This window comes from Geothrix campi (assembly GCF_024609265.1).
GTDB classification, from domain to species: domain Bacteria; phylum Acidobacteriota; class Holophagae; order Holophagales; family Holophagaceae; genus Geothrix; species Geothrix campi.
In genome coordinates, this window is the sequence record NZ_JANHMP010000001.1 from 1,122,455 (window position 1) to 1,147,174 (window position 24,720).

The window sequence follows — 24,720 nt, forward strand, 5'->3', positions numbered from 1 at the left end:
CGGTCACAGCCCCGGTGGGAACCCCACGGCGAGTCTTACGCGAGCGATGCCGGGATCCACACTGCCGTCGGCATGGCGGATGAGGATGGGGGGCTCGACGTCGGGACATTCGGCCCGGGTTTCGAAGTCATCGGCCAGATCCTGCTGGCGGGCTGCGGCGAAGACATCCAGGCCGTAGGGCTCGCCTTCCTTGAAGACGATCTCGCGGCGGTGGAGGCAGAGCAGCCCCGCCTCCCGCAGCGCGGCCAGGGCGCGTTCGCGCTGATCGTTGGGGAAGACGCAGGCGAAGATCCCGCCGGGCGCCAGGATCCGGGCCCCGGCCTGCGCGTAGTCCATGATGCTGCCGCGCACCTCCAGACGGGCGGGCACGGACTGGGGGTGCGCTGCCGGCAGGCGGTGGCCCTCGGGCCAATAGGGAGGCGTGCCCGTCACCAGGTCGAAGGGCGCCTCGTCCGCGAACAGGGCGGGATCCCGGAGGTCGCCCAGGCGCGGGAAGATCCGGCCCTCCTGGCCGTTGTAGCGGATGCTCTTCCGGGCCAGGTGCAGGCTCTGCTCCTGGGCCTCCACCGTATGCACCACGGCGCCGGGGCAGCGCCAGGCGGTCAGGAGGGCCACGCTGCCGATGCCCGAGCCCAGGTCCGCGATGCGGCCCGCCCGCGGGCACCAGGTGGTCCCGTACCAGGCCGTCACCAGGTCGTCCGTGCTGAAGCGGTTGCCTTTCTCCAACTGGAAAATCCGCCAGCGCCCGCACAGGCCATCGAGGGTTTCGCCGAGCTCCAGCTCCACGCCGCCCGGCGGAGTGGGGCCCGGGCGCGCCCAGCCCTTGTAGCTGGAGGCGTCGTCGAAAGCGGATCGTCGCGGCATCCGACGAGTGTGGCAGATCGGGATTGGCCCATGGATCGAGGCTTCCCTCCTGTTTCCCGCACTTCCGGTCTGGCATCTGGACAGCGGCTGCGCGACACTCAAACATGGCCGTACCTGGGAAAGCCCTGGAGCCCGTCCTCCGCGAGGGGGAAGGCACGGCTTGCGAAGGGGACAGTTGTCTCACCCTGGACGGGGCCTTCGACCGGGTGAAGGCGGCCTTCCTCCTGCATCACCCCAAGGGGGATGTGACCCTGCTGCGCCGGGCCTTCACCGTGGGTCGGGACATGCACGCCACCCAGCTTCGCAGGAGCGGCGAGCCCTACTTCTTCCACCCCCTGGCCGTGGCTCAGAGCCTGGCGGATTGGCGGCTGGATGCCGCGAGCGTGGCCTGCGGGCTCCTCCACGACGTGGTGGAAGACACCCTGATGACCCTGCCCCAGGTGAAGGCGCAGTTCGGGGACGAGATCGGCGAGATCGTGGACGGCCTCACGAAGATGAGCAAGCTGGCCTTCACGGACAAGCATCTGCTCAACGCCGAGAACGTCCGCAAGCTGCTGGTGGCCATGGGCAAGGATGTGCGCGTGCTGCTGGTGAAGCTGGCGGATCGCCTGCACAACATGAAGACCCTCGGTGTCATGGAGGAGGAGAAGCGGCGCCGCATCTCCCGCGAGACACTGGAGCTCTATGCACCCCTGGCCAACCGCCTGGGCATGGGCGTGGTGCGCCTGGAGCTGGAGGATCTCGCGTTCCGCCAGCTGGAGCCCGAGCAGTACGAGTACCTCAAGAACGCGGTGGAAGCCAAGCGCGCCAAGCTCTCCGGCACCATCCAGGAAATCCATGGTTCCCTGCAGGCCATCCTGCGCCAGCAGGGTATCAACGCCCATGTCTACGGCCGAGTGAAGCACCTCTACGGCATCTGGAAGAAGATGGGCGCCCAGGCCAAGGGCTTCGAGGACATCCACGACTGGCTGGCCTACCGCATCATCTGCCCGGACCGGGCCAGCTGCTACACGGCCCTGGGCCTCGTGCACGGCCTCTACCGCCCCGTCCCCGGCAAGTTCAAGGACTACATCAGCCTGCCCAAGGAGAACGGCTACCAGAGCATCCACACCACGGTGCTGATGAGCTCCGGCGATATCTTCGAAGTGCAGATCCGCACGGAGGAGATGCACCTCCATGCCGAGGCCGGCATCGCCAGCCACTGGACCTACAAGGACGGCCGCATCGCGAACCGCCTGGAGATCAACCAGGTGGCCTTCCTCCGCCGCATGGTGGAACTCCACCAGGACGCCCAGGACAGCCGCGACCTGGTGGCCAACCTGCGCGGCGAGCTGAACTTCAACCGCATCCAGGTCTTCACCCCCAAGGGCGATCTCCGCAGCCTGGTGGAAGGCAGCACGCCCGTGGACTTCGCCTACGCCATCCATACCCAGGTGGGCCACCGCTGCGTGGGCGCCAAGGTGAACGGGCGCATGGTGCCGCTCAAGCACACCCTCCAGAACGGTGACCGCGTGGAGATCCTCACCCGGCCCGACCACAAGCCCAGCCGGGACTGGCTGGGTTTCGTGAAGTCCGCCGGCGCCAAGAGCCGCATCCAGGCCTTCATCCGCGAGGAGGAGCGCGCCCATGCCGTCACCCTCGGCCGGGAACGGCTCGAGCGGGAGGCCCGCGTCCTGGGCGTGCGCATGGACGATCCCGAGTCCCAGGCCAAGCTCGAGGCGCGGCTGGTAGAGCTGAAACTGGCGAACTGGGACGCGGCCTATGCCGCCCTGGGCTTCGGCCGCATCACGGTCCACAAGCTCCTCGAGCCTCTGATCCCCGAACCCGAGCGCGCCAAGCCCAAGGAGAACGTCTCCAACCTCATGGATTCGGTGGTGGTGGGCGACACCGCCGGCATCCTCTATGCCCTGGCCGCCTGCTGCAAGCCCATCTGGGGCGACGAGGTGGTGGGCTACATCACCCGCACCCGCGGCACCGCCATCCACCGGGCCGACTGCCCCCAGCTCACCAAGGGCACCATGCACCCGGAGCGCCGCGTCAACGTGGCCTGGGGCAAGCACGGGACGGAACTCTACGACACGGAGATCGCCCTCACCACCGAGGACCGGCCCGGCATGGTGGCCGCCATCTCCGAGGGCATCCAGCGCGTGGGCATCAACGTGCAGCGCTTCCACGGCTCGGCCACGGAGGAGGGCGCCGGCCTCTTCCACATCGCCCTGCGGGTGCGGGACCGGACCCACCTGGTGGAGCTCATGGCCAGCCTGCGTCGCATCCGGGGCGTCTACACCGTGGAGCGGGTGAAGGGGTCCGTGTTCGGGAAGGTGAAATGAACACCTGGCGCCCCCCGGCCGAAGCGCCGCCGGTCCCTTGGCCCCGCATCGCGGAAAGCCTGCGCCGTCCCCAGCTCGGACCGAATCCGCACAAGATCAGCGCCCGCATCCCAGAGGATCCCCGGCGCGCGGCGGTGGGCGTCATCCTCTGGGGCGATGCCGCGGGCGCCCGCAAGCTCGTGGTGGCTCAGCGCGGCTACGGCGCGCCCCACCACCCAGGCGAGCTTGCCTTCCCCGGCGGCATGGTGGAGCCTCGCGACCGGGATCTGCCCGCCACGGCCCGGCGCGAGGTAGCCGAGGAGATCGGGGTGTCCGAGGGGCTCTGGGAGCTGGGCTGCTTCCCCGATGGCGTGGCCAAGGCCCGGGTGCGCTTCACCCCGGTCTTCTTCCGCTGGGAGCACCCGGACCCCAGATTCCATCTGGATCACGAGCTGGAACAGATCCTCATGCTGCCTCTGGTCCCCCTCATGGAAGCGCCCTGGACCATCGAGCGCCTCGAGCGCCACGGCCTGGCCCTGGATGTCCCCCGGCTCGAATTGCCCCAGGCCCCACTCTGGGGTGCCACGGCGTTCATCCTGAAGGCCTGGCTGGATGTGCTCAAGGACTGCGCCGATCCCGCCCCTGGCAGCAGCTGACGCGCGGGTAGAACCCAGGCGCGGAACCTGATCTCCCGGTCGATTGACACCCCTCATGGACGACCCTACATTTCCGGCCCGCCCACGCGGCCCTGGCCAGGACCTCCCGTGAGCGGCGCGGAGGAGCCATGATCCTCACCATCCGAAAGACCGGCGGACCCGGCGCCATCGAAGAGCTGCTGGGCACCGTGGATGCGACCCGGCTGGACGCGGAGTCCCACAGGGCCCTCGCCCTCCAGCTGGAGGACTTGACCGACCTGACCAGCAGCCACGAACCCATCAATGCCGACTGCTACCGGTACGAGATCGAAGTCCAGGGACCCGGCAAGTCCCGCAACCTTCTGGCCGTGGATGACGAAGGCGATCCGGATCATCCTGCCTTCAAGGCCCTGATCGCCCTGCTGCGGACCCTCGGCCTGCCCCCGCCCTGAGCCGGCGCGGTCTGCGCCACGCGGTGGCCCACCGGTCACCGCGTGGCGCATTCTGGGCGCTCCATCCTATTTGACGTTCACCGCCAGCCAGGCGGTGTTCACGGTGGCGTACTCCGTGGAGCTGGCCCCGTAGAGATCCGCGGCGGCGTTCAGGGTGGCCACCCGGGCACCCGCGTAGTCGGTGCGCTTGGTCATGTAGGCGGTGAGGGCCCGGTACCAGATGCGGCCGGCCTTGTCGTTGCCGATGCCGGTGATGCTGGTGACGTCGTTGGTCATGGGCGAGGCGATGTTGTCACAGAGGCTGTCCACCTGGCTGCCGTGGGCCAGCAGGAAGAAGAAGTGGTTCGCCACGCCGGAGCTGTAGTGGACATCCAGCCGGCCGAGGGTCTTGCTGTAGAAGTCCGGGCTGCGGCCATCGCGGCTGGGCTTGTACATCCAGCGCAGGGCCTCATTCGGGTAGGCATGGCCCCAGCTGTTCTCGAACAGCTTGTAGTTGGCGGTGATGGGCCCGGAACCGGCGGTGCTGGGAATGGTGCTTCCGGTGCTGTTGTTCAGGGTGTAGAACTCCACCAGCGTGCCGAAGATATCGGAATTGGCTTCGTTCAGCCCGCCGGGTTCCTTCCGGTACTGGAGGTTGGCGGTGGCGGAGCACACCCCGTGGCTCATCTCGTGGCCTGCGGTGTCCAGATCCGCTTCGCCGACGGAACCACCCACCTGGCCGTCGCCGTAGGTCATGCAGAAGCAGCTGTCGGACCAGAAGGCGTTGTCGTACTGGCTGCTGTAGTGCATGCGGCTGAAGGTCGCCGTGCCGGCATCATCGATTCCATCCCGACCGAACGCATTCAGGTAGAAGTCCCAGGTGGCCTGCATCCCCCGGTGGCCGTCTACGCCGGCGGTCTGGGCATTGGCGCCCATGCCCGCGGTGCCGTTGTACTGCAGCCCGTCGCCCCAGGCGTTGTCAGCGTCGGTGAAGATCGTGCCCGCACCCGAGGTGCCGTTGAGCAGGTTGGTCGTGACGTTGTTGTTGAAGGTGCCACCTGTGCCCCGAGTCATATCCCGTAGCTCGTAGCCCGTGGCCGTGCTGTTGGTGCTGAGAGCCACCGTCCCGTACCACTGGGACTGGCCCGTCCCGCTGGCCCCGGCCGTGCGGAGGGTATCCCAGGATTCGAGGATCCTGCCCGAGTGGGCGTCGACCAGGAAGTCCGTGTGCCTGGTCTCCTGGGCGCCGTTCTCCAGCTCGGTGTGGATGTGATAGGCCAGCACCTGCCGGTTGCCGCGGCCGGGTTCGCCGGCCTCGAGGCTGGCCACGACCAGGGTCGCCGTCGGCTCGTAGGTGTAGCTCCCGCGGGGGGCCAGGGCCGCGTGGGCGGCGGCCAGCGCCTCGCCGCGTCCCAGGGTGGGTTCCACGTTCAGGGCCAGGCCACGCACCAGGTCATCGGTGACGGCCCGTACCCGGCCATTCCGGAAGTGGACGATGGCTTCGCCCTCCAGCACGGGAACGCCCTTGTAGGTCTGGTCCAGGCGGATATGGTCCTCGCCGAAGGCATCGGCGACACGGTTCTTGAAGGCGAAGCCCAGGTGCTGGTCGAGGCCCAGTTGGAACGCACGGGCCGTCAAATGGCCCCGGGCCTCCCGGGCGAGGGCATCGGTCCGGGCCTGGTCGGGCGGGGCAGCCAGGAGAAAGGCGGGGAGGAGGAAAGGAACCATGTGGCGCACGGGACCTCCAAAGGAACGTGATTGGGGTGGTTGTCCCAACCTAGGGCCACGATCCTACTACCGACCATTAAGAGATGTTAATTTTTCGACCTTGTCGAAATCATTTGAATAAATATTCCAGTAACACGGGTTGCATATTGGGGTGGGCCGACAGGGCGAAGCCCAGGGGTGCAGAACCCGCTTCCACCACCCCTGGGCCTTGGAAAACGCGAGGGTCAGGCCTTTTTCTTCTCAGCCTTCACCGATCCGTCCTTCTCCAGGTACTTATCGGGATCCTTCTGCAGCGCTTCGCCGCATTGCTTGCTGCACACGCGATACTCTCGGCCCCGCACCGTGGCGGTGGCGGACTTCGCATCCACGGTCATCTTGCAGACAGGGTCCTTGGTGTTGGTGGCGGGCTTGGCCTTCTCGGGAGCGGGGGCGGCCAGGACGGCCAGGGTGAGCAGGGCGGCGGGAAGCATGGAACCTCCAGAGGGATCGGGTCCCATTGTAGCCCTGGCCCCCCGGCCGGACGGCCGGGGGGCGTCCATTCCCGGCTACTTCTTCGCGTTCTTCGGCGTGCCGTCCTTCTCGAGGTACTTGTCAGGGTCCTTGAGCAGATTGGCGTCACAGCCAGCGCAGCACAGGCGGTATTCCTGCCCGCGGACCACCACGGTCTTCGATTTTTCGGTCACCTTGCCGCCCAGCACAGGGCACTTGGTGTTGGTGGCGGGCTTGCCTTGGGGGCTGGCTGCGATGGCCAGAGTCAGCAGGAGGTTGAGCATGGGGGGTTCCTTGTTCGGTGATCGGCCCTTTGATCGCCGGCGGTACCTGGGCCGTTCTTGGGCACCGCCGTGGGGGGAACTCGGGAAAGCAAGAGCAGGTGGGGACTTTCGAGGGATTCAGGCCGGTTCCAGTACGGGATCAGGTGTGACTGGACCCTCCACCACCTCCTTGCGCTTCCAGAGGTAGTAGATGGAGGGATAGACCAGCAGCTCAAGGAGGAAGCTGGTGGCCAGGCCGCCCACCATGGGGGCGGCGATGCGCTTCATGACATCGGCGCCGGTGCCCGTGCTCCACATGATGGGGAGCAGGCCCATGAAGGCCGCAAAGACGGTCATGGCCTTGGGCCGCACACGCTTCACGGCCCCGTGGATGATGGCCTCCACCAGGTCGCCCGTGGTGTTCAGGCGGCCCTCCTTCCGGGCCTCGTCGTGGCTGAGGTCCAGGAAGAGCAGCATGAAGACGCCCGTCTCCGCATCGAGCCCCATGAGGGCGATGAGGCCCACCCACACGGCGATGCTCATGTTGTAGCCGAGCAGCCACAGGAGCCAGAAGGCGCCGATGGCGCTGAAGGGCACGGCCAGCATCACGACCGAGGCCTTGAAGGCGCTCTTGGTGTTGGCGTAGAGCAGGCCGAAGATCAGCACCAGGGTGATGGGCAGGATGATCTTCAGGCGCTCCTTCACCCGGATCATGTTTTCGTATTGCCCGGACCAGGTGAGGCTGTAGCCCGCCGGGAGCTTGAGCTCCTTCTCCACCGCGGCCTTGGCGTGCTGGACGTAGGTGCCCACATCCAGCTTCGACGTGTCGAAGTCCACCAGCACGTAGCCGTTCATCTGGCCGTTCTCGTCGCGGATCATGGCGGGACCGTTGGTCCACTTCAGGTCCGCGATCTCCTCCATGGGCACCAGGGCGCCCGTCGGCGTGGGGACGAGGATCCGCTTCAGGGCATCGGGACTCTCGCGGTAGTCCCGGGCGTAGCGCACGTTCACGGGGTACCGCGCCCGGCCATCGTAGATGGTGCTCTGGTTGTCGCCGCCGACGGCGGTCATCACCAGCATGTTGGCCTGCTCGACGCTGAGCCCGTAACGGGCCAGCTGGTCCCGCTTCAGCACGAAGTCCAGGAAGTAGCCCTGGGCCGTGCGTTCCGCGAAGGCACTGCGGGTGCCCGGGACGCCCGACAGGATGCGCTCCGCTTCCACGGCGACCTGCTGGATGGTGTCCAGGTCCGCGCCGTTGATTTTGAGGCCCACGGGCGTGCGGATGCCGGTGGACAGCATGTCCTGCCGCGCCTTGATGGGCATGGTCCAGGCGTTGGGGATGGCCGGGAGTTTCACCACGCGGTCCAGGTCGGCGACGATCTCCTCCTGGGTGATGCGATCCCGCCACACGGGGCGCAGGATGGCCTTCAGGAAGTCCGGCGCCCAGGCGCTGAACCAGCGGGGCTTCTCGCGCCACTGGTCCTCGGGCTTCAAGGTGATCACCGTCTCCATCATGGAGAAGGGCGCGGGGTCGGTGGATGTGTCGGCCCGCCCCGCCTTGCCGAAGACGCCTGCCACCTCGGGCACGGTGCGGATCAGGCGATCCTGCACCTGGAGGATGCGCTGGGCTTCGGTCTGGCTGAGGCCCGGCAGCGTCGAGGGCATGTAGAGCAGCGTCCCTTCATTCAGGGGCGGCATGAACTCGCTGCCCAGGCTCACGAAGGCGGGGATGGTGGCCACCACCAGCAACACGGCGATGCCGATGGTCGCCTTGGCATGCTTCACCACGAAGCGGCATGGCCCTTCGTAGATCCGGTGGAGGAAGACGCTGATGGGGTGCCGCTCCTCCGCGTAGTACTTCCCGACGACCATCTGGGTGGCGGTCCAGGCCAGCCATCGGGGCTTGAACTGGAAGGGCTCGATGCGCGCGAAGAGCATGCGCATGGCCGGATCCAGGGTCAACGCCAGGAGTGCCGCAATGCCCATGGCGAAGTTCTTGGAGAAGGCCAGGGGCTTGAACAGCCGCCCTTCCTGGTCCACCAGCGTGAAGATGGGCAGGAAGCTCACCGCCACCACCAGCAACGAGAAGAAGACGCTCGGCCCTACTTCCATCAAGGCTTCGAGCCTGACGTGGTAGAAACTCCCGGGTTTCCCGGCCGCGATCCACCGTTCGATCTTCTTGTAGGCGTTCTCCACCTCGACGATGGCCCCGTCCACCAGCACGCCGATGGAAATGGCGATGCCGGCGAGGCTCATCAGATTGGCATTCTGGCCGATGCCGTACATCGGAATGAAAGCCAGAGCGACGCTCACCGGGATGGTGATGATGGGCACGATGGCCGAAGGCACGTGCCAGAGGAAGATCAGGATGATGATCGAGACGACGATCATCTCCTCGATGAGCTTGTGCTTCACGGTGCTGATGGCGTGATGGATCAGCTCGGAGCGGTCATAGACGGTGACCACGTCCACGCCCTCGGGAAGGCCCTGTTTCAGATCCTTGATCTTCGCCTTGACCTGTTCGATCACGTTCAGGGCGTTCTCGCCCTGCCGCATCACCACGATGCCGCCCACCACATCGCCGTGGCCGTCCAGATCCGCGATCCCGCGGCGCATCTCGGGCCCGAGGGTCACCATGGCCACCTCGCCCAGGCGCACCGGCGTGCCGTTCTCGGCCTTGAGCACCGCCTGTTCGAGATCATGGGTGGTCTTCACGTAGCCCCGGCCCCGGACCATGTATTCGCGTCCGCTGTACTCCACCAGGCGTCCGCCGACCTCCGAATTGGCCGACTTCACGGCGCCGATGACGGACTCGATGGGGATCCGGTAGGCCGCCAGCTTGTTGGGATCGACCTGCACCTGGAACTGCCGGGCCTGGCCGCCCACGGTGGCCACTTCCGCCACGCCCGGCGTGCTCTGGATGCCGTAGCGGAGGAACCAATCCTGCAACGAGCGCAGCTCGTCCGAGCTGTGCTTCCCGCTGTGATCCACCAGGGCGTACTGGTAGATCCACCCCACGGAGGTGGCATCGGGGCCGATGACGGGCGTCACGCCCGGGGGGAGGCTGGAGGTGATCTTGCTGAGGTACTCCAGCGTGCGGGACCGGGCCCAGTAGATGTCCGTGCCGTCCTCGTAGATGACATAGACATAGGAGAAACCGAAATCCGACAAGGCTCGTACGGCCTTCACCTTCGGCGCGCCGAGCAGCGCCGTGACGATGGGGTAGGTCACCTGATCCTCGACGATGTCGGGGCTCCGGTCCCACTTGGTGTAGACGATGACCTGCGTGTCGCTGAGATCCGGCAGGGCATCCAGCGGGATGTTCCGCATGGTCCAGAAGGACATGGCGATCAGCACCACCGAGGCGGCCATCACCAGCCAGCGGTTCTCCGCCGAGAAGCGGATGATCCGCTGGAGAAAAGTCGGGTGTTCGGGGTCGTAGCCCACATGTGCGCTCATCTCGACTCCCCTAGTGCTTATGCTCAGAAGGTGCGGGATTGGCCGCGCCCTTCTGGCTGAGATGGGCCAGGGCCGCCTTCAGGCGGGACTCGGAATCGACCAGGAAGTTGGCACGGACGACGACCTCTTCACCTGCCTTGAGGCCGGACCGGATCTCCACCTGCTCGCCCGCGGTGGTACCCGTGGTGACCTCCCTCGGCTCGAACTTGCCATCCCCCAGCGCCACGAAGGCGACCTTGGTGGTGCCGGCATCCAGCACCGCATCCAGAGGGATGATGAGGCCCTTGCGCCCCTGCCCCTTGAGCACCACGTCGCCGAACATATCGGGCTTCAGGACGCCCCCGGGATTCGGGAACTCCACCCGGGCCTTGGCGGTGCGGGTCTTGGGATCCATCACGGCATCCACGAAGGCGATCCGCCCCTTGAGCGTCTTCCCGGGCGCGGCCTGGACCGTCAACTCGGCGGGGGTGCCCACCTTGGCGCGGCCCAATTCAGCCTCGTAGATGTCCACCAGCACCCAGACCCGGCTCAGGTCCGTGATCTCGAAGGGGATGTCCGCTGGTGTAATGCGGGCGCCCTCCACCACGTTCTTCGCCGTGACGACCCCCGAGATGGGGCTGCGCAGGGTGAGGGCCCGCAGGACCTCGCCGGTCTTCTCCAGGTTGTCGATGGCCGCCTGCGGCACGTCCCAGAGGGTGAGACGGCGCCGCGCCGCTTCCAGAAGGTCGCCGCCACTGCTCTGCAGCGAGCCGCCCGACAGAGCCTTCTGGGTCTTGAGGGCCAGGAGGTACTCCCGCTGGGCGCTGACGAATTCGGGGCTGTAGAGGCTGAACAGGGGTTGGCCCTTGGCCACGGGCTTGCCCACGAAATCCACGAAGAGCTTCTCCACGAAGCCCTCCACCTTCACGTTCACTTTGCGGACACGGGTCTCGTCCACGGCCACGCGGCCCAGGGCCCGCAGTTCGCCGCTCACGGTCCCTTCGGCCACCTTTTCGGTCCGCAGGCCGATGAGCTGCTGGCGCTCGTGGTCGATCTTCACGGTCGCGTGGGTGTCGAGCCCAGCCCCCTCATTCTTGAGGTCGCCTTCATAAACCGGCACATAGTCCATGCCCATCTCGTCCTTCATGGGGACCTGGGACGTCTGGCTCGGGTTCATGGGGGAAACGTAGTAGACGATCTTGCCCTTGTCCTTGGGCACGTCGCTTTCCATGGGCACCAGGTCCATGCCGCAAATCGGGCAGGTGCCTGCGTGGTCCTGGATGATCTGCGGATGCATGGGGCATTGGTACATCTGCTTCCTGGGCGCCGTCGCGCTGGCAGTTTCGTGGTCGTGGTCATGCTTGGGGGCGGGGCGCAGGAGGAGCGTGCCGCCGATGCCGGCGACGAGGCCCAGGGCCACCAGGCCGAAGGTGCGGACGCGTGAGGCGCGGGACGGCGCGGGATGATCGAAGGTTGGTTGATCGAGACTCATGGCGGGATCTCCTACATCTTCATGGCGGCGGGGCCACTGTCCTGGGCCTTGCCCGGGACCTTGGCGGAGGTTGCAGCGATGGGCGCGGCGGCGCCGGTGGACAAGCTGGCCGAGGCCAGCGACCCTCCGCTGACGGAAGCCGTGGGTCCAAGGGCCGCTTCGCTCAGGGCGATGTACTGGGCCTGGAGCTGGGCCAGGGTCTGCAGGTAGGCGCCCTGGTCGCCCACCCAGCCGTTGAGGGCTTCGAGGGCGCCGAGGAAGGGCGCGCGACCAGCTTCGTACTGCGCCAGGGACGACTTGAAATTGGCTTCGCTCTGCACCAGCAGGCCCTCGCGGTAGAGGTCCCGGGTACGGCGCAACGTTTCGATCTGGATGGTACGTTCCTCCGTGCGCTGGCGGAGCAGGGTGCGCACCGATTCCACCTCGGCACCCTGGCCGCGGCGGTGGTGCTCATGCTCGGCCACGGCGCGCTGCTGCTTGTGGCGGCCGTAGATGGGCAGGGAGATGCTCACGCCCACCTGCCACATGGGATCCAGGCTGCCCCGGGGCATGATGCCCGCGGTGACGGCGAAGTCCGGGCGGCGGTCCAGCTTCGCCAGGTCCAGCAGTTTCTCGGTCTGGCGTACGCTCGCCCGCGCGCCAGCGAGTTCGGGACTGCGGGCCTCGACCTGGTCCGGAGTGAGGAGGACCGGCTCGGGCAAGTCCGCCAGGGCCGCCGTGATGGCGATGGGATCCGCCGGATCGTGCTGGCGGAGGCGGTTCAGGCCCGCGAGGGTCGACCGTTCCTCGGCCTCCAGGGACCACGTCGCCTGCTTCAGGCGCGTGAGCTCCAGCTGGGCCCGCAACAGATCGCCCTGGCTGCCCTGCCCCACCTCATAGCGGGTGCGGGCCAGGCGCTCGGACTGTTCCAGGAAGACGGCCTGCTGCGCCAGCAGCACCTTCTGTCCCCGGATCAGCAGCAGAGCCGCATAGCCGCGCCGCACGTCGGCCTCCAAGCCCAGAAGCACCCGGGACCGGGTGGCTTCGGACAGATCCACCCCGGCGGCCGCCACCTCTTTCCGCAGGCCCCGCTTGCCGGGCCAGGGAAACGGCTGGGTGAAGGCGACGCTGTAGTAGCTCGTCTCCATCTTGCCGATCTGGAGCTCCTTGAAGCCGTCGTTCTGGATGCCCAGCGACAGGGAGGGATCCGGCAGCACGCCGGCCTGGGGAATGCGCTCCTGATCCATCCGCACGGCCGCATCGGCCTTCTGGATGTCGGGATGCTTTCCGAGGGCCTCGGCCAGCAGGGAGGCCAGGACGGGATCGGCATCTGAAGGCGCAGGGGAGGGGTGGTCGTGAAGGGGGGCCTGGGCCAGGGCCGGTGCGGCGAGCACCAGGGCCGGGGCCAGGCGCAGCAGCGTGCGCATGGGAAACTCCGGAAAGGGAAAGAGGGAACGGCCTGCCCGCAGGCAGGCAGAGCTTCGCTCAGTCCCGGATCAGATCCGGAAGGTGCTCAGGTGCGCCAGATGCCGTCCCAGATCCGGGTCGCGGCCGCCCCTGGCGGGAACGTGGGCGGTCGTGGCAGCGACGTCGGAAGTCGCGCGGGCCCAGCCGATGGGCTCGGGCCGGGGCTCGGTCCGGCGTTCGCCCTGCTCGGTTCGGCGCGCGGCCTGGACGGCCACCACCTGGCGCTCGGCGCAGGCGCCCCGCAACGGTGTGCGATTGCCTTCAGGCTTCGGGCAGGGGCAGGAATCCCCCATGCCCCCAGGCATGGTCCCGCAACAGCAGTCGTGGGGCTGCGCCGCCCGGCTGCCGGCCAGCGCCCAGTCCCCGCCCCAGCCGCCCAGGAGCAGCGCGATGGCCAGGATGGCGCGCAGGATCGTCCGCACGGAGAAACCTCCGGATGCTTCCCATCATAGGCCTTCCACCCATGTGGCAACACGCAAAGCTTGACGCCGGTCACAGCGGGAGGGGTCCCGCGCCGGGGCGGACGCAGGTCTGGTGGGCATCGGCGCAAAGAGTGCCTAACAAACCCCCACGGCACCGCGCGAGGGGCGCCGGGCGAGCGAGGCAGGGAAGGCGAGGTGAGCGTAGCAGGGACTACGCGATCCGAGCCTGACGCAGCATCGAGAAGCCCGCCGCCCCTCGCCCGGAGGGATGAAGCCAGGCGGGTGCCCCGCAGCGTCAGGTCCCTTGGACGATGCAACCACATCGCCCTGCGGGCCCTTCCTCGCGGTGCCTCTCGCCTGGCTTCATCGCGGTGGCGCGGAATTTTGTTAGGCACTCTAAGATAATGAGATGGGCACGGTTGAGACGGCAGAGGTGGTGATCATCGGCGGCGGTATCGCCGGTCTGAGCCTCGCCTTCCACCTGACCCGAGCCGGACAGCGGGGCATCGTTCTCCTGGATCGGGAGGACCAGCCCGGCACCTATGCCAGCGGCCACAATGCCGCCGTGGCCCGGTCGCTGACGGGAAGGGACGAGCACACGGCCTTGACGGTGGGGGGTTGCCGACGCCTGGCGGAAGCTGGCCTGATGACCGCCGGTGGCGGCCTGCTGGTGAGCGTGGAGCGCGGTCCCCTGGACGCCTTCGAGGCCGAGGCCGCCCACCACGGGGTCGAGGTTCACCGCGGCGCGGGCATCCCCCTGCCCGGCCTGCGGGCCGCGGAACACCTGGCCATCCCCGGCGACGGGGTCATCGACGCCGCGGGCCTGCTGCAGACCTGCGCCGAGGGCGCCCGGGCCGGCGGTGCGGACCTGCGCTTCGGCTGCGGCGTGACCGGCCTGCGGGCCACGGACACGGGCTTCGACCTGGACACGGATCGCGGGCCGCTGCAGGCGAAGGCCCTGGCCATCGCCGCCGGCGCCTGGGCCGGCGAGCTGGGCCGCCTGGCGGGCTCCCAGATCGCCTACACCCCCCTGCGGCGCTCCCTGGTCTGGAGTGGCGCGGCCTATCCCCAGCAGGAACCCTGGGCCTGGTGGGTGGACCGGCCCTTCTACCTGCGCCCTGAAAGCGGCGGCCTGCTCATGTGCCCCTGCGAGGAGGTGGCGGTGCCCCTGCCCTCGCGCGGCCGTCAGCCTGATACCGATCCCACCGCGCTGGAAGGCCTCTTCCTCAGCCTGCGGGAACTGGCGCCGGACCTGGCAGAACGCCCCATCACCCGGTACTGGACCGGCCTGCGCACCTTCGCGCCGGACCGCCGCTTCGTCATCGGCTGGGACCCCTGGAACCCGCGCCTGTTCTGGTCGGCGGGCCTGGGCGGCCACGGCATGACCAGCGGCCTCGCCGTGGGCCAGCTCGCCGCCGACTGCTACCTGCGCAAGACCACCGCCGGGCCGCTAAGTCCTGACCGCTTCAAGCAAGGGCTCTGAACCGCGAAAAGCGCTAAATATCGCGAAAAGAAAATACGGAACGGGATCACCACCAAGACGCCAAAGATTGCCCAAAAAAAGCCGATTTTCTTGGTGTCTTGGTGGTTTGCTTTTCTCTTTCGCGCCCCTTCGTGTCTTTCGCGGTTCCTTCATTCTTTTGGATGACCCATGACCACGCTCTGTGTCGCCCTCGTCCAGCAGGCCACGGTCTGGCAGGACCCGGCCGCGAACCTCGCCCGGGCCCGAGGCTTCGTCGAGCAGGCGGCCCGTTCCGGCGCGCGGGTGGCCGTGTTCCCGGAGCTGTTCACCCTGGGCTTCACCATGGCGCCGGAGCCCTTTTCGGAAGCCATCCCCGGCCCCACAACGGAGGCCGTGGCGGCGCTCTCCCGTGAGTTCGGCCTCTACCTTGTGGGCTCGGCGGTGGAGGCCCACACGCCCCACCCGCGCAACGCGGCCTTCGTCACCACGCCGGACGGCTCGCTGCTCGCGGCCTACCGGAAGCTCCATCCCTTCTCCTACGGCGAGGAGCACGAACACTACAGCGGCGGCGAGGACTGCCCCTTGTTCGAGGTGGATGGCATCCCATGCGGCCTGCAGATCTGCTACGACCTGCGCTTCCCCGAACCCTTCCGCGCCCTCTCCGCGAAGGGCGCCGAAGTTGTGTTCGTGCCCGCCAACTGGCCCGTGCGCCGCATCGCCGCCTGGTCCACCCTCCTCGCCGCCCGCGCCATCGAGAACCAGATGGCCGTCTGCGGCGTCAACCGCGTGGGCCGCGATGCGATGGACCTGGACTACCCCGGGGCATCGACCATCCATGACGCCTTCGGCGAGGTCATCGCGAAGGGCGACGCCACCGAGGGGCTGATCGTCGGAGACATCGACCTCGCCGCCCTGCGGGCCTGGCGTGAGCGGTTCCCGGCGCTCAAAGACCGGCGGCCGGACCTCTATCCGAGGCTGAATGGCTGACCACTCTTAGGTATGACCGCCCTCCTGCCTGGCCCTCTGACCTCCCCGCGGATGTGTCTCCCGGGGAAACACGGACTCGGAATCCCTGCATAAACCTTGGAAGGACGCGATCGACCCTTCCTCGGTTCCCTTGGGGACCTAGATTGGAGACATGAGAAAGGTGCCTCGCTGGGCCGTCCTCCTTCTCGCAGTCGGAATCGGGGCGGTGATCCTGAGGGTACTGGTCTTCCGGGGGGCGGGCCTAGCGGTGAAGGTCGCCCGCGTCGAGATGGGGTCGGTGGAGGAGATCATCACCAACACCCGGGCCGGCACGGTGAAGGCCCACCATCGCGCCAAGCTGTCGCCGCAACTGGGCGGGCTCGTGACCGCCCTGCCCCACCGGAAGGGCAGCCAAGTGGCGGCGGGGGACCTCCTCCTCCAGCTCGACGATTCGGTCCAGCGGGCCCAGCTGCGCCTCGTGGAGCATCAGGTCCGCACCGCCGAGGCCCGGACGCAGGAGGCCTGCCTCGCGGCCGACCTCGCCGAGAAGGAACTGGCCCGGGGCCTGGCCCTTGCGCGGGATGGCGTCCTCAGCCCGCAGAACCTCGATGCCCTCCAGAGCACGCGGGACCGCGCCGTGGCGACCTGCCAGGCCCTGCGGGCCACCCTCGACGAAGCCCAGGCCCAGGTGCGGCTGGCCAAGGCCCAGCTCGCCCTCACCCAAATCAGGGCCCCCTTCTCCGGAGTCGTGGCGGAGTGCTCCGGCGAGGTGGGCGAATGGATCACGCCCTCGCCCCCGGGCATCCCCATCCCTGCCGTCCTGGATCTCCTCGACCCGGCCTCGCTCTACATCAGCGCCCCCATCGATGAGGTCGACTCCCAGCGGGTCAAGGTCGGGCAGCCCGCCCGGATCGCCATCGATTCGCGCCCTGGCGAAAAGCTGGCGGGGCGCCTCGACCGGGTGGCGCCCTTCGTCCTGGACGTGCAGGAGCAGAACCGCACCGTGGAAATCGAGGTCGTCCTGGAGGATCCGCGCCTGGCGCGGGGCTTCCTGCCCGGCACCTCCAGCGATGTGGAAGTGATCCTGGCCCGGCGGGACGGGGTGCTCCGCGTTCCCACCTCCGCCATCGCCGAAGGCGGGAAGGTGCTCGTGCTGGAGGGCGGCCGCCTGGCGGAGCGGACGGTGCGGACCGGTATCCGCAACTGGCAGTTCACGGAAATCCTGGCGGGCCTCGCCCCGGGCGAACGGGTGGTCACCGCGCGAGATTCCGCGGAGATCCGGCCCGGGGCCAGAGCCCGCGCCCATGATCAGGGCCGGGAGGGGCCATGATCGACCTCCAGGGCGTGTGGCGCACCTATCCCATGGGGGAGGGCGTGGTCCATGCCCTGCGGGACGTCAGCCTGAGCATCGCCGCGGGCGAGCACGTCGCCCTGATCGGCCCCTCGGGCTCCGGCAAGTCCACGCTGCTGCACATCCTGGGCTGCCTGGACCGCCCCACCCAGGGCCGCTACTGCTTCGAGGGCCGGGAGGTGGGCTCCCTGCCAGACGGGGAGCGCTCCCTGCTCCGGCGGAACCGGATCGGCTTCGTCTTCCAGTTCTTCCACCTGCTCCCCCGGCTCACCGCGCAGGGCAATGTGGAGCTGCCTATGCTGTTCGGCGGAATCGCCCGGGACGAGCGGCGGGAGCGGGCGACCCGGGCCCTCGCGTCGGTGGGCCTCCTGCCCCGGGCGGACCATCGGCCGGACCAGCTCTCGGGCGGGGAGCGCCAGCGGGCGGCCATCGCCCGGGCTGTGGTCATGAACCCCGCGGTGCTGCTCGCGGACGAGCCCACGGGCAACCTGGACCGCGCCTCGGCCCAGGAGGTGATGGGCGTGCTCGAGGCCATGAACCGGCAGGGGCTGACGTTGGTGGTGGTCACGCACGATCCGGTCCTCGCCGGCCACGCGCAGCGGGTCGTCCATCTCACGGATGGGGCCCTGTCGGGCCCGCCGGAAGTCCTCGCATCCACGGTGGAGGCCTAGGGTGGCGCTCCTGGATCTGCTCGGCTTCGCGATCGGGGCCCTCCGGGGCCACCGGCTCCGGACCGCGCTCTCCGTGGCGGGCGTGGCCATCGGGATCGCCTCCGTCCTCACCCTCACGGCCCTGGGGGAAGGCGCCCGGCGCTACATCGTGGACGAATTCGCCGCCCTCGGCTCGAACCTGGTCATCATCCTGCCCGGCAAGGTGGAGACCACGGGGGGCGTGCCGTTCGGGGGGGTCACCCACGACCTCACCCTGGAGGACCACAGCGCCCTGGCCCGCCTGGGCCGCCTGCGCCGCACCGCGCCCATCGTCGTGGCCACCGAGACCCTGCGCTTCCAGGACCTGGGCCGCTCGGTCCCGGTGCTCGGGACCACGGCCGAATACCTTGAGATCCGCCGGCTCAACCTGGCTTCCGGTAGCTTCCTGCCGCCCGGGGATCCCGACCGGGCGGGCACCGAGATCGTCCTGGGGACGCGCGCCGCCCAGGAGCTGTTCCGCGGAGAGAATCCCCTGGGCCAGATGGTCCGCGTCGGGCCCGCCCGCTTCCACGTGGTCGGGGTCCTGGCGCCCCGCGGTCCGTCGGTGCTCGGGTTCGATCTGGACGAAGCGGCGTTCGTCCCCGTGAAGACGGCCATGCGCCTGTTCAACCGCACCAGCCTGTTCCGGATCGTGGCCGAGGTCCGGATCTTCGCGGACATGGACCAGGCCAAATCGGAGGCCCTCGCGCTCCTGAAGGAGCGGCACCGGGCGGAGGATGTCACGGTCTACACCCAGGACGCCATGGTGTCCTCCTTCTCCGCCATCCTCGGTGCCCTGACGCTGACCCTCGCAGGCATCGCCTCGGTCTCCCTGGTCGTGGCGGGCGTGGGGATCATGAACGTCATGCTCGTGTCCGTGACCGAGCGGCGCGCGGAGATCGGCCTGCTCAAGGCCCTGGGTGCGGCGGACCCGCAGATCCTCCTGGCCTTTCTCGCCGAAGCCACGATCCTGGCGGCGCTGGGTGGCCTGCTCGGGCTGGCGGTGGGCGCCTCCGGCGTGCGGCTCCTGGGGCTGATCTATCCAGACTTCCCGGCCGCGATCCCCCCGTGGGCGGTGGGCGCTTCCCTCACCCTCTCCTTCCTGGTCGGCGTGGGCTTCGGCGTCTGGCCGGCCCGGCGGGCGACCCGGCTCGACCCGGTCGCGGCCCTGGCGAGGCGGTGAGCATGGCCGTCCCTGCGTCCGAACTCTTCCGTTTCGTCCTCGGGGCCGTGACCGGGCACCGGCTCAGGTCCACGCTTTCCGTGCTTGGCGTGGGCATCGGCGTGGCGGCGGTGGTGCTGCTTTCGTCGCTGGGGGAGGGCACGCGCCAGTACATCGTGTCCCAGTTCAGCCAGTTCGGCACCAACCTCATGGCGATCAATCCCGGCAAGGTGAAGACCATGGGCATCCCAGGGGTGTTCGGCGGCACCACCCACCAGCTCACGCCCGAAGACGCGGAGTCTCTCCGTCGCCTGCCGGGCGTCGACGCCATGATCCCGGTGGCGATGGGCCAGGGACGGGTGGAGTGCGGCGGCCGCGGGCGCAGCGTCTACATCTACGGGGTCAACCACGAGCTGCCCCGCGTGTGGGGCGTCGGGACGGCCCAGGGCAGCTTCCTGCCTCCGCTGGATTCGGGACGGCGGGCCTCCCTCACCGTCCTGGGCCCGAAGCTGGCCCGCGAGATCTTCGGGACAACCTCGCCCCTCGGTCAGCGAGTCCGCATCGGCTCCGAGAGCCTGGTCGTCATCGGAGTCATGGAGCCCAAGGGCCAGCTGCTCGGCTTTGATCTGGACGATACGGCCTACATCCCCGTGGGTACCGCCATGAGCCTGTTCAACCTGTCCGAGCTCCAGGAGATCGATCTGCTCGCGTCCAGCAGTGAGGGGATCCCCGCGCTCGTGGTGCAGGTGCGAGCGGCCCTCATGGCCCGGCACCGCGGCGAGGAGGACTTCACCATCACCACGCAGACCGAGATGCTGGATGTCTTCGGACGCGTGATCGGCATCGTGACCCTGGCGGTCACCGCCATCGCCGGGATCTCCCTGGTGGTGGGGGCGGTCGGCATCCTGACGGTGATGTGGATCTCCGTGCACGAGCGCACCGCCGAGATCGGCCTCCTGCGGGCCCTCGGCGTGGAGGGTTCGACCGTGCAGGCCCTCTTCCTCCTCGAGGCGATGCTGCTGGCGGCGGGGGGAGGCGTGGCGGGGCTGGCCTTCGGGCTGCTGGTCCAGGCGGTCCTCCGGCTGATCGTGCCGGGTCTGCCCCTCGCCACGCCTCCAGAAGCCGTGGTCGCCGCCCTCGTGATGACCCTGGGCGTGGGCGCCGCCGCCGGTGTGCTCCCCGCGAGAAAGGCCGCCTCCCTGGATCCCATCGAGGCGCTGCGGGAGGAATAGCCCGCGCGGAGGCGATGAGCGGAGCCTACGAAACGAGAAGTGGAGAGAGAACGAAGGGTAATGCAGGCGCGGTCCGAGTTGAGCGGAGGGTTAGGCTGCTGGGATGAATTCTTGGTGTCATGTTGTGACTTTGGAATAGGCAATGACATGGTGCGCCATCAAACCAGATGAGCTGCCAATGGTCTCGACCGTTCCATACGCGGTTCGTTTGCCTAGCTTTAGAATTCGAGCTGTACAGAGAAAATCCTCTTGACGCCCACTGCGTAGAAAGGCGGTTTTCATATCCGAGGTGACCCAAAGTTCTTCGGTTCCACGGTGCGTCATGATCGCCAACCACATGGCCACATCAGCGGCTCCCATGACGGTCATGCCGCTAACAATGCCACCGGGGCGCTCATGGCTTTTGGAAAAAGGGACCTTGAGAATACACTCGCCGAGAACGCATGACTGGACCATGAATCCGTAAGGCTTGAGAAATTCAGTCCGATCGAGAATCGCGCTGAGTTCGGTAACAGTGGTTTGGTTGTTTGTCATGGTGAGCAGCCTGACTTCGAATTAGTCGAACCACTGTGACGCGAGGTCACCACGAGTTCGCCAGGGTTTCTTGGCAAGCATCCTCGAGCGGAACCGATGGGGTGTCCACCCTTCATCCTCCTCAGTGTTTACCAGCTCTTATCGGTGTCCATCGACGTTCATCGGTGGCTGATTGCTTCTTTTTCATTTCCCAGGATTCGCCGGCGCGTCCCGTTTGTACCAAGATGCCTGCCCATAGACCGGCTTCACTTTCTGTTCCAGCGCTTCCAGCTGTGACGCATTCAGTGGCAAAAAGTCCCTCGCGATGCGGACGTTCTCTTCGAGCTGGGCGATGGTGTCCACGCCGATGATGACGGTGCTCACGGGGTGGCTCAGGGTGTAGCGCATGGCCTCCTTCATGGTGAGGGTGCCGGGGCGGTCGTGCTTGGCGGTTCCGCGCTGCTTCTCGGGGGGCGGGGGCGGGACGCCTTCGAGGATGCGGCCCCGAGCGGGGATCTTCATGCCGATGATGCCCATCTCCTTCTCCACGGCCAGGGGCAGCAGGGTCTTCTTGAAGGGCAGGTGCCAGGTGTCGGCGGCGTTGAAGGCCATGAGCACCGTGTCGAAGGGGAAGCGGCGGATGGCTTCGGCGAGGACGTCCGGGTCCGTGTGGCCACTGAGGCCCAGGAAGCGCACCAGCTTCTGGTCCCGGGCCTTCTGGAAGGCCTCCAGGGCACCGCCCTTGGCGCAGACATCGTCCACATCCTTCATGGTGCTCATGGCGTGGAGCTGCCAGAGGTCCACGTGATCGGTCTGGAGCAGCTTCAGCGAGGCCTCCAGCAGCCGCAGCGAACCGTCGGCCGTACGGTCGTGGGTCTTGGTGGCGAGGAAGGCCTCGCGCCGGCGCCGCTTCATCACCTGGCCCAGGTACTGCTCGCTCCACCGGGCCTCGCCGCCGTAGCGGGCGGAGGTGTCCAGGTAGTTCACGCCGAGATCCAGGGCTCGCTCGATGATCGGAATCGCCACTTTCTCGTTGCCGGGCTTCTCGATGGCCGCCTGGCCCCCCAGGCTGAAGATCCCCACATGATGCCCCGTGCCACCCAGGTTGCGGGTGGGCATCGCCAGCGCCGTGGCCGGGTTGAAGGGGGCTTTCGGCACCGGATGCAGTGCCATCGGCTCCACCGAGTCGACCGCGCCGAGCCGTGTGGCCATCAGCCCGACCGTGGCGGCAGCGCCGAGTTTGAAGAGGTCGCGGCGGGTGGTTCCGTGGTCGGACATGGCGTCCTCCTCTGGGGAAGCGGCCCTAGTATCGCGCCAGGAAGGCTTCCTGGTGTGCGAGGGCTTCTTCAACGGTCCGGTAGGTCTGGAAATGGAATCCCGTTTGACGGATCCCTGTGAGCATCTTGCTGACCCGCACGCCCTCGCGCGCCAGACACAACACGGGCTTGCCCCGCTCCAGGGCGTAGGCGAGCTCGAAGCCCACGCCGTGGGAGGGCGTGCTCACCTCTGCGATGACCGCGTCGCTGTCGCGCAGCCAGGCCGTGTCCCGTTCAAACACCGTCTCGGGCGGCAGGCCACCGTCGGCCGCCATGGCGGTGTCGGCGCCGAGATGCTCTGTGAGCACGCGATGACCCAACATCTGGAGATGGGCGATCAGGGCCGCGACCACGGGCTGATCCCCGCGCCCACCGGTGAGGGAACAGGAGAAGTAGACATCCATGGCTATCTCCCCAGCAGTTCATCCGCCAGTTTGCCTGCGCCCATGATCTTCCGCAGCGCCTCGAGAATCGCGCGGGCGTCTGTGGCCACGGCCCGCTTGGTGTCGGGGTCGTAGACGTAGTAGCCGCCCTGCCCTTCGAACACGCTGTCGAAGTTGATGCCCACGAACTCGCCCTTCACGTTCACCACGGGGCTGCCGCTGTTGCCGCCCACGGTGTCGCAGGCGTAGATGAAGTTGAAGGGCGTGGCCAGGTCGAGCTTCGACTGCCGCTTGAGCCAACGCTCGGGCAGGGTCCAGGCGCCATGCTCCGCGGCAGCGGCGTTGCCGCCCCAGCCCAGGTGCCGGTCGTACATGCCCATGAAGGTGGTGAAGGGCTGGGCCAGGGTGCCGCTGCCATTGGCGTAGGTGGCGACGGGGCCGTAGCCCAGCCGCAGGGTGAAGGTGGCGTCCGGATAGACGGCCCGGCCGAAGGCCTTGAAGCGGGCCTCGGCGATGCGCCCACCGTGCTCGTTGAACACGCCGGTGACCTGGCTCTCCACCTGCTTGTGGATGGCGCGGCTGAAGGGATCGATCGTCTTCGCCAGGAGGATCATCGGGTCCGTGCTGGCCTCGAGGGCGGCCTTGCCGCCTTCCGCCAGCTGCTTCCTCACGGCGGGATCGTCCAGCTTCGTGCCCTCCACCGCGGCCTTGGCCACGGCCTCAGGTGTCTGGCCGTCCAGCAGGGCCTGCACGAAGGGATGTTTCGCACTCAGTTCGTCCTGGGCCTCCTGCAGGCCGGCGGCGAGCAGGGTGGCGTCGATGGGTTTCTGGATGGGGCGCGGCGACAGCAGCTGCGACCGGGTGGCCTTGAGGTTGCCCTCGCTGAACTCGCTGAGCCGCTCGGCCGAGGGCTTGGCCAGCTCGTCCGCGAGCCGCACCAGGGTGAGCGCATGGCGGAGGGTGGCCACGCGCCCGACCAGGGTGCCGCGGCCAGCATCGATGAAGGTGGCTTCCTTCAGCAGGGACTTCTGGCGTTCCACGGCCTGCGCCATGAGGTCCCAGCTTCCCCCCACGCGGGCTTGCAGAGCGGGATCCTTGGCCACGGCGGCCCTCAGCGCGGCCTCGGCGTCCTCCACTTTCTTCAGGTTCTCCTGCTTGGCCAGGCCCAGCAGCTGGCCACTGAGCCGCTTGTGACCGTTCTCGATCCCGTAGATGGCCTCGGCGGCGAGGCGGTGCGCCTCGGGCGAGGTGGCCGAGAACGCCTGCAGGGCCTGTTTCTGGCGCTCCATTGTGCGGAGCTGGAAGGGGATGCCGGTGTCGCGGGCATAGACCATCTGGGCGTGGGTCTGCTGGCGGTAGGTGATGCCCGGATGCCCCGAGATGAAGGTCAGCTCGCCCATGGCCACGCCCTTCACGCTGAAGGGGAGGATGGCCTCGGGCCGATAGGGCTTCCCGTCCTCATAGACGCGGAAGAGCGAGAAGTCGAGGTTGTGACGGGGGTAGGTGTAGTTGTCCGGGTCGCCGCCGAAGGCCGCCACCTGGAGCTCCGGCGCCGCGACCAGCCGCACGTCGCTGAACTTCCTGTAGCGGTAGAGCCAATACTCGCCGCCCTGGTAGAGGGTCACCGGCTCGCAGGTGAGGCCGGTCTTGGCCTCCTCGGTCCGACGGAGGTCGGCCAGGGCGTTGAGCCGGGCCGCCAGGGCCTCCTGGTCGGCCATGCCGGGCTTCACGGCGCTGTTCACCCGGGCCGTCACATCCTTCATGGAGACGAGCATCATCAGCTCCAGGCCCGGCACCTTGATCTCCTGGTCTCGCCTGGAGGCGGTGAATCCGTCCTTCACCAGGTCAGCCTGGGCGCTGGACACCTGGGCGATGGCGCCCCGGCCCACGTGATGGTTCGTCACCACCAGGCCGTCCCGGCTCACGAAGGCCCCCGTGCCGCCGGGGAAGCGCACCGTGGCCAGCTGCAGGTTCTTCAGCCAGGCGGCGTCCAGGTCCACTCCGTACTTGGCCTTGATCTGCTTCACGGGGATGTTGTCGAAGGTCCACATGCCCTCGTCCGCGCGCAGCACGGGCAGGGTGGCAAGCAGGAGGGCGAGGGCGGTGAGGCGCATGGGGGCTCCGAAAAG

General features: G+C 68.0%; 21 protein-coding genes. 9 read left to right on the forward strand and 12 right to left on the reverse strand.

What is annotated here, in order from left to right; translation table 11 throughout:
• Window positions 1-3: 3 nt before the first annotated feature.
• Window positions 4-864, reverse strand: coding sequence for a tRNA1(Val) (adenine(37)-N6)-methyltransferase (locus NOV65_RS05215; RefSeq protein ID WP_257304904.1), 861 nt, complete (start codon window positions 862-864; stop codon window positions 4-6).
• Between the two features lie 104 nt (window positions 865-968).
• On the opposite strand from NOV65_RS05215, the gene NOV65_RS05220 reads away from it, so the two are divergent.
• The 3 genes from NOV65_RS05220 to NOV65_RS05230 all read left to right on the forward strand — a co-directional run bounded on the left by NOV65_RS05220 (window position 969) and on the right by NOV65_RS05230 (window position 4,260).
• On the forward strand, window positions 969-3,194 hold the full coding sequence (locus NOV65_RS05220; RefSeq protein WP_257304905.1) for a RelA/SpoT family protein: 2,226 nt from the start codon (window positions 969-971) through the stop codon (window positions 3,192-3,194).
• Window positions 3,191-3,829 carry an NUDIX hydrolase gene (locus tag NOV65_RS05225; protein WP_257304906.1) on the forward strand — a complete coding sequence of 213 codons (639 nt, stop codon included), beginning with the start codon at window positions 3,191-3,193 and terminating at the stop codon, window positions 3,827-3,829. The genes NOV65_RS05220 and NOV65_RS05225 overlap by 4 nt, the downstream gene beginning before the upstream one ends.
• A gap of 128 nt (window positions 3,830-3,957) precedes the next feature.
• Window positions 3,958-4,260, forward strand: coding sequence for a hypothetical protein (locus tag NOV65_RS05230; protein WP_257304907.1), 303 nt, complete (start codon window positions 3,958-3,960; stop codon window positions 4,258-4,260).
• A 66-nt stretch (window positions 4,261-4,326) separates the two neighbouring features.
• On the opposite strand, the gene NOV65_RS05235 is transcribed toward NOV65_RS05230, so the two are convergent.
• The 7 genes from NOV65_RS05235 to NOV65_RS05265 all read right to left on the reverse strand — a co-directional run bounded on the left by NOV65_RS05235 (window position 4,327) and on the right by NOV65_RS05265 (window position 13,517).
• Complete coding sequence (locus NOV65_RS05235; RefSeq protein WP_257306014.1) at window positions 4,327-5,967, reverse strand: M4 family metallopeptidase; 1,641 nt, start codon at window positions 5,965-5,967, stop codon at window positions 4,327-4,329.
• 224 nt (window positions 5,968-6,191) lie between these two features.
• Window positions 6,192-6,437 (reverse strand): hypothetical protein, encoded by a 246-nt coding sequence (locus NOV65_RS05240; RefSeq protein ID WP_257304909.1) that lies wholly within the window; start codon window positions 6,435-6,437, stop codon window positions 6,192-6,194.
• A 75-nt stretch (window positions 6,438-6,512) separates the two neighbouring features.
• Window positions 6,513-6,740 (reverse strand): hypothetical protein, encoded by a 228-nt coding sequence (locus tag NOV65_RS05245; RefSeq protein WP_257304910.1) that lies wholly within the window; start codon window positions 6,738-6,740, stop codon window positions 6,513-6,515.
• A 117-nt stretch (window positions 6,741-6,857) separates the two neighbouring features.
• The gene (locus NOV65_RS05250) at window positions 6,858-10,178 is read right to left on the reverse strand and encodes an efflux RND transporter permease subunit (RefSeq protein ID WP_257304911.1); all 3,321 of its coding nucleotides are present in this window, start codon (window positions 10,176-10,178) and stop codon (window positions 6,858-6,860) included.
• Between the two features lie 10 nt (window positions 10,179-10,188).
• Complete coding sequence (locus NOV65_RS05255; protein WP_257304913.1) at window positions 10,189-11,649, reverse strand: efflux RND transporter periplasmic adaptor subunit; 1,461 nt, start codon at window positions 11,647-11,649, stop codon at window positions 10,189-10,191.
• 11 nt (window positions 11,650-11,660) lie between these two features.
• Window positions 11,661-13,055: a TolC family protein gene (locus NOV65_RS05260; RefSeq protein WP_257304915.1), complete on the reverse strand. Its 1,395-nt coding sequence runs from the start codon at window positions 13,053-13,055 to the stop codon at window positions 11,661-11,663.
• Window positions 13,056-13,124: 69 nt separating this feature from the next.
• Window positions 13,125-13,517 (reverse strand): hypothetical protein, encoded by a 393-nt coding sequence (locus NOV65_RS05265; protein ID WP_257304917.1) that lies wholly within the window; start codon window positions 13,515-13,517, stop codon window positions 13,125-13,127.
• Window positions 13,518-13,926: 409 nt separating this feature from the next.
• Here NOV65_RS05265 and NOV65_RS05270 point away from each other — a divergent pair, with 409 nt between their 5' ends.
• The 6 genes from NOV65_RS05270 to NOV65_RS05295 all read left to right on the forward strand — a co-directional run bounded on the left by NOV65_RS05270 (window position 13,927) and on the right by NOV65_RS05295 (window position 20,379).
• Window positions 13,927-15,000, forward strand: a complete 1,074-nt coding sequence (locus tag NOV65_RS05270) for an NAD(P)/FAD-dependent oxidoreductase (RefSeq protein ID WP_257304918.1) — start codon at window positions 13,927-13,929, stop codon at window positions 14,998-15,000.
• A 168-nt stretch (window positions 15,001-15,168) separates the two neighbouring features.
• Complete coding sequence (locus NOV65_RS05275) at window positions 15,169-15,966, forward strand: carbon-nitrogen family hydrolase (protein WP_257304920.1); 798 nt, start codon at window positions 15,169-15,171, stop codon at window positions 15,964-15,966.
• Between the two features lie 151 nt (window positions 15,967-16,117).
• Window positions 16,118-17,275: an efflux RND transporter periplasmic adaptor subunit gene (locus tag NOV65_RS05280; protein WP_257304921.1), complete on the forward strand. Its 1,158-nt coding sequence runs from the start codon at window positions 16,118-16,120 to the stop codon at window positions 17,273-17,275.
• Window positions 17,272-17,967 carry an ABC transporter ATP-binding protein gene (locus tag NOV65_RS05285; protein WP_257304923.1) on the forward strand — a complete coding sequence of 232 codons (696 nt, stop codon included), beginning with the start codon at window positions 17,272-17,274 and terminating at the stop codon, window positions 17,965-17,967. Before NOV65_RS05280 ends, NOV65_RS05285 begins: the two co-directional genes overlap by 4 nt.
• A gap of 1 nt (window position 17,968) precedes the next feature.
• On the forward strand, window positions 17,969-19,168 hold the full coding sequence (locus tag NOV65_RS05290) for an ABC transporter permease (protein ID WP_257304924.1): 1,200 nt from the start codon (window positions 17,969-17,971) through the stop codon (window positions 19,166-19,168).
• Window positions 19,169-19,170: 2 nt separating this feature from the next.
• On the forward strand, window positions 19,171-20,379 hold the full coding sequence (locus tag NOV65_RS05295) for an ABC transporter permease (protein ID WP_257304925.1): 1,209 nt from the start codon (window positions 19,171-19,173) through the stop codon (window positions 20,377-20,379).
• Between the two features lie 117 nt (window positions 20,380-20,496).
• Here NOV65_RS05295 and NOV65_RS05300 read toward each other — a convergent pair whose 3' ends face one another.
• The 4 genes from NOV65_RS05300 to NOV65_RS05315 all read right to left on the reverse strand — a co-directional run bounded on the left by NOV65_RS05300 (window position 20,497) and on the right by NOV65_RS05315 (window position 24,705).
• Complete coding sequence (locus tag NOV65_RS05300; protein WP_257304926.1) at window positions 20,497-20,913, reverse strand: PaaI family thioesterase; 417 nt, start codon at window positions 20,911-20,913, stop codon at window positions 20,497-20,499.
• 183 nt (window positions 20,914-21,096) lie between these two features.
• A complete protein-coding gene (locus NOV65_RS05305) occupies window positions 21,097-22,170 on the reverse strand; it encodes an aldo/keto reductase (RefSeq protein ID WP_257304928.1) in 1,074 nt (357 codons plus the stop codon).
• Window positions 22,171-22,195: 25 nt separating this feature from the next.
• A complete protein-coding gene (locus tag NOV65_RS05310) occupies window positions 22,196-22,612 on the reverse strand; it encodes a nucleoside 2-deoxyribosyltransferase (protein WP_257304929.1) in 417 nt (138 codons plus the stop codon).
• Window positions 22,613-22,614: 2 nt separating this feature from the next.
• Window positions 22,615-24,705, reverse strand: a complete 2,091-nt coding sequence (locus NOV65_RS05315; RefSeq protein ID WP_257304931.1) for a S46 family peptidase — start codon at window positions 24,703-24,705, stop codon at window positions 22,615-22,617.
• Between the last annotated feature and the right edge of the window lie 15 nt (window positions 24,706-24,720).

Coding starts and splice junctions, on each gene's coding strand:
- NOV65_RS05215 (WP_257304904.1), bottom strand. CDS start 864: ATGCCGCGACGATCCGCTTTCGACGACGCCTCCAGCTACAAGGGCTGG.
- NOV65_RS05220 (WP_257304905.1), top strand. CDS start 969: ATGGCCGTACCTGGGAAAGCCCTGGAGCCCGTCCTCCGCGAGGGGGAA.
- NOV65_RS05225 (WP_257304906.1), top strand. CDS start 3,191: ATGAACACCTGGCGCCCCCCGGCCGAAGCGCCGCCGGTCCCTTGGCCC.
- NOV65_RS05230 (WP_257304907.1), top strand. CDS start 3,958: ATGATCCTCACCATCCGAAAGACCGGCGGACCCGGCGCCATCGAAGAG.
- NOV65_RS05235 (WP_257306014.1), bottom strand. CDS start 5,967: ATGGTTCCTTTCCTCCTCCCCGCCTTTCTCCTGGCTGCCCCGCCCGAC.
- NOV65_RS05240 (WP_257304909.1), bottom strand. CDS start 6,437: ATGCTTCCCGCCGCCCTGCTCACCCTGGCCGTCCTGGCCGCCCCCGCT.
- NOV65_RS05245 (WP_257304910.1), bottom strand. CDS start 6,740: ATGCTCAACCTCCTGCTGACTCTGGCCATCGCAGCCAGCCCCCAAGGC.
- NOV65_RS05250 (WP_257304911.1), bottom strand. CDS start 10,178: ATGAGCGCACATGTGGGCTACGACCCCGAACACCCGACTTTTCTCCAG.
- NOV65_RS05255 (WP_257304913.1), bottom strand. CDS start 11,649: ATGAGTCTCGATCAACCAACCTTCGATCATCCCGCGCCGTCCCGCGCC.
- NOV65_RS05260 (WP_257304915.1), bottom strand. CDS start 13,055: ATGCGCACGCTGCTGCGCCTGGCCCCGGCCCTGGTGCTCGCCGCACCG.
- NOV65_RS05270 (WP_257304918.1), top strand. CDS start 13,927: ATGGGCACGGTTGAGACGGCAGAGGTGGTGATCATCGGCGGCGGTATC.
- NOV65_RS05275 (WP_257304920.1), top strand. CDS start 15,169: ATGACCACGCTCTGTGTCGCCCTCGTCCAGCAGGCCACGGTCTGGCAG.
- NOV65_RS05280 (WP_257304921.1), top strand. CDS start 16,118: ATGAGAAAGGTGCCTCGCTGGGCCGTCCTCCTTCTCGCAGTCGGAATC.
- NOV65_RS05285 (WP_257304923.1), top strand. CDS start 17,272: ATGATCGACCTCCAGGGCGTGTGGCGCACCTATCCCATGGGGGAGGGC.
- NOV65_RS05295 (WP_257304925.1), top strand. CDS start 19,171: ATGGCCGTCCCTGCGTCCGAACTCTTCCGTTTCGTCCTCGGGGCCGTG.
- NOV65_RS05300 (WP_257304926.1), bottom strand. CDS start 20,913: ATGACAAACAACCAAACCACTGTTACCGAACTCAGCGCGATTCTCGAT.
- NOV65_RS05305 (WP_257304928.1), bottom strand. CDS start 22,170: ATGTCCGACCACGGAACCACCCGCCGCGACCTCTTCAAACTCGGCGCT.
- NOV65_RS05310 (WP_257304929.1), bottom strand. CDS start 22,612: ATGGATGTCTACTTCTCCTGTTCCCTCACCGGTGGGCGCGGGGATCAG.
- NOV65_RS05315 (WP_257304931.1), bottom strand. CDS start 24,705: ATGCGCCTCACCGCCCTCGCCCTCCTGCTTGCCACCCTGCCCGTGCTG.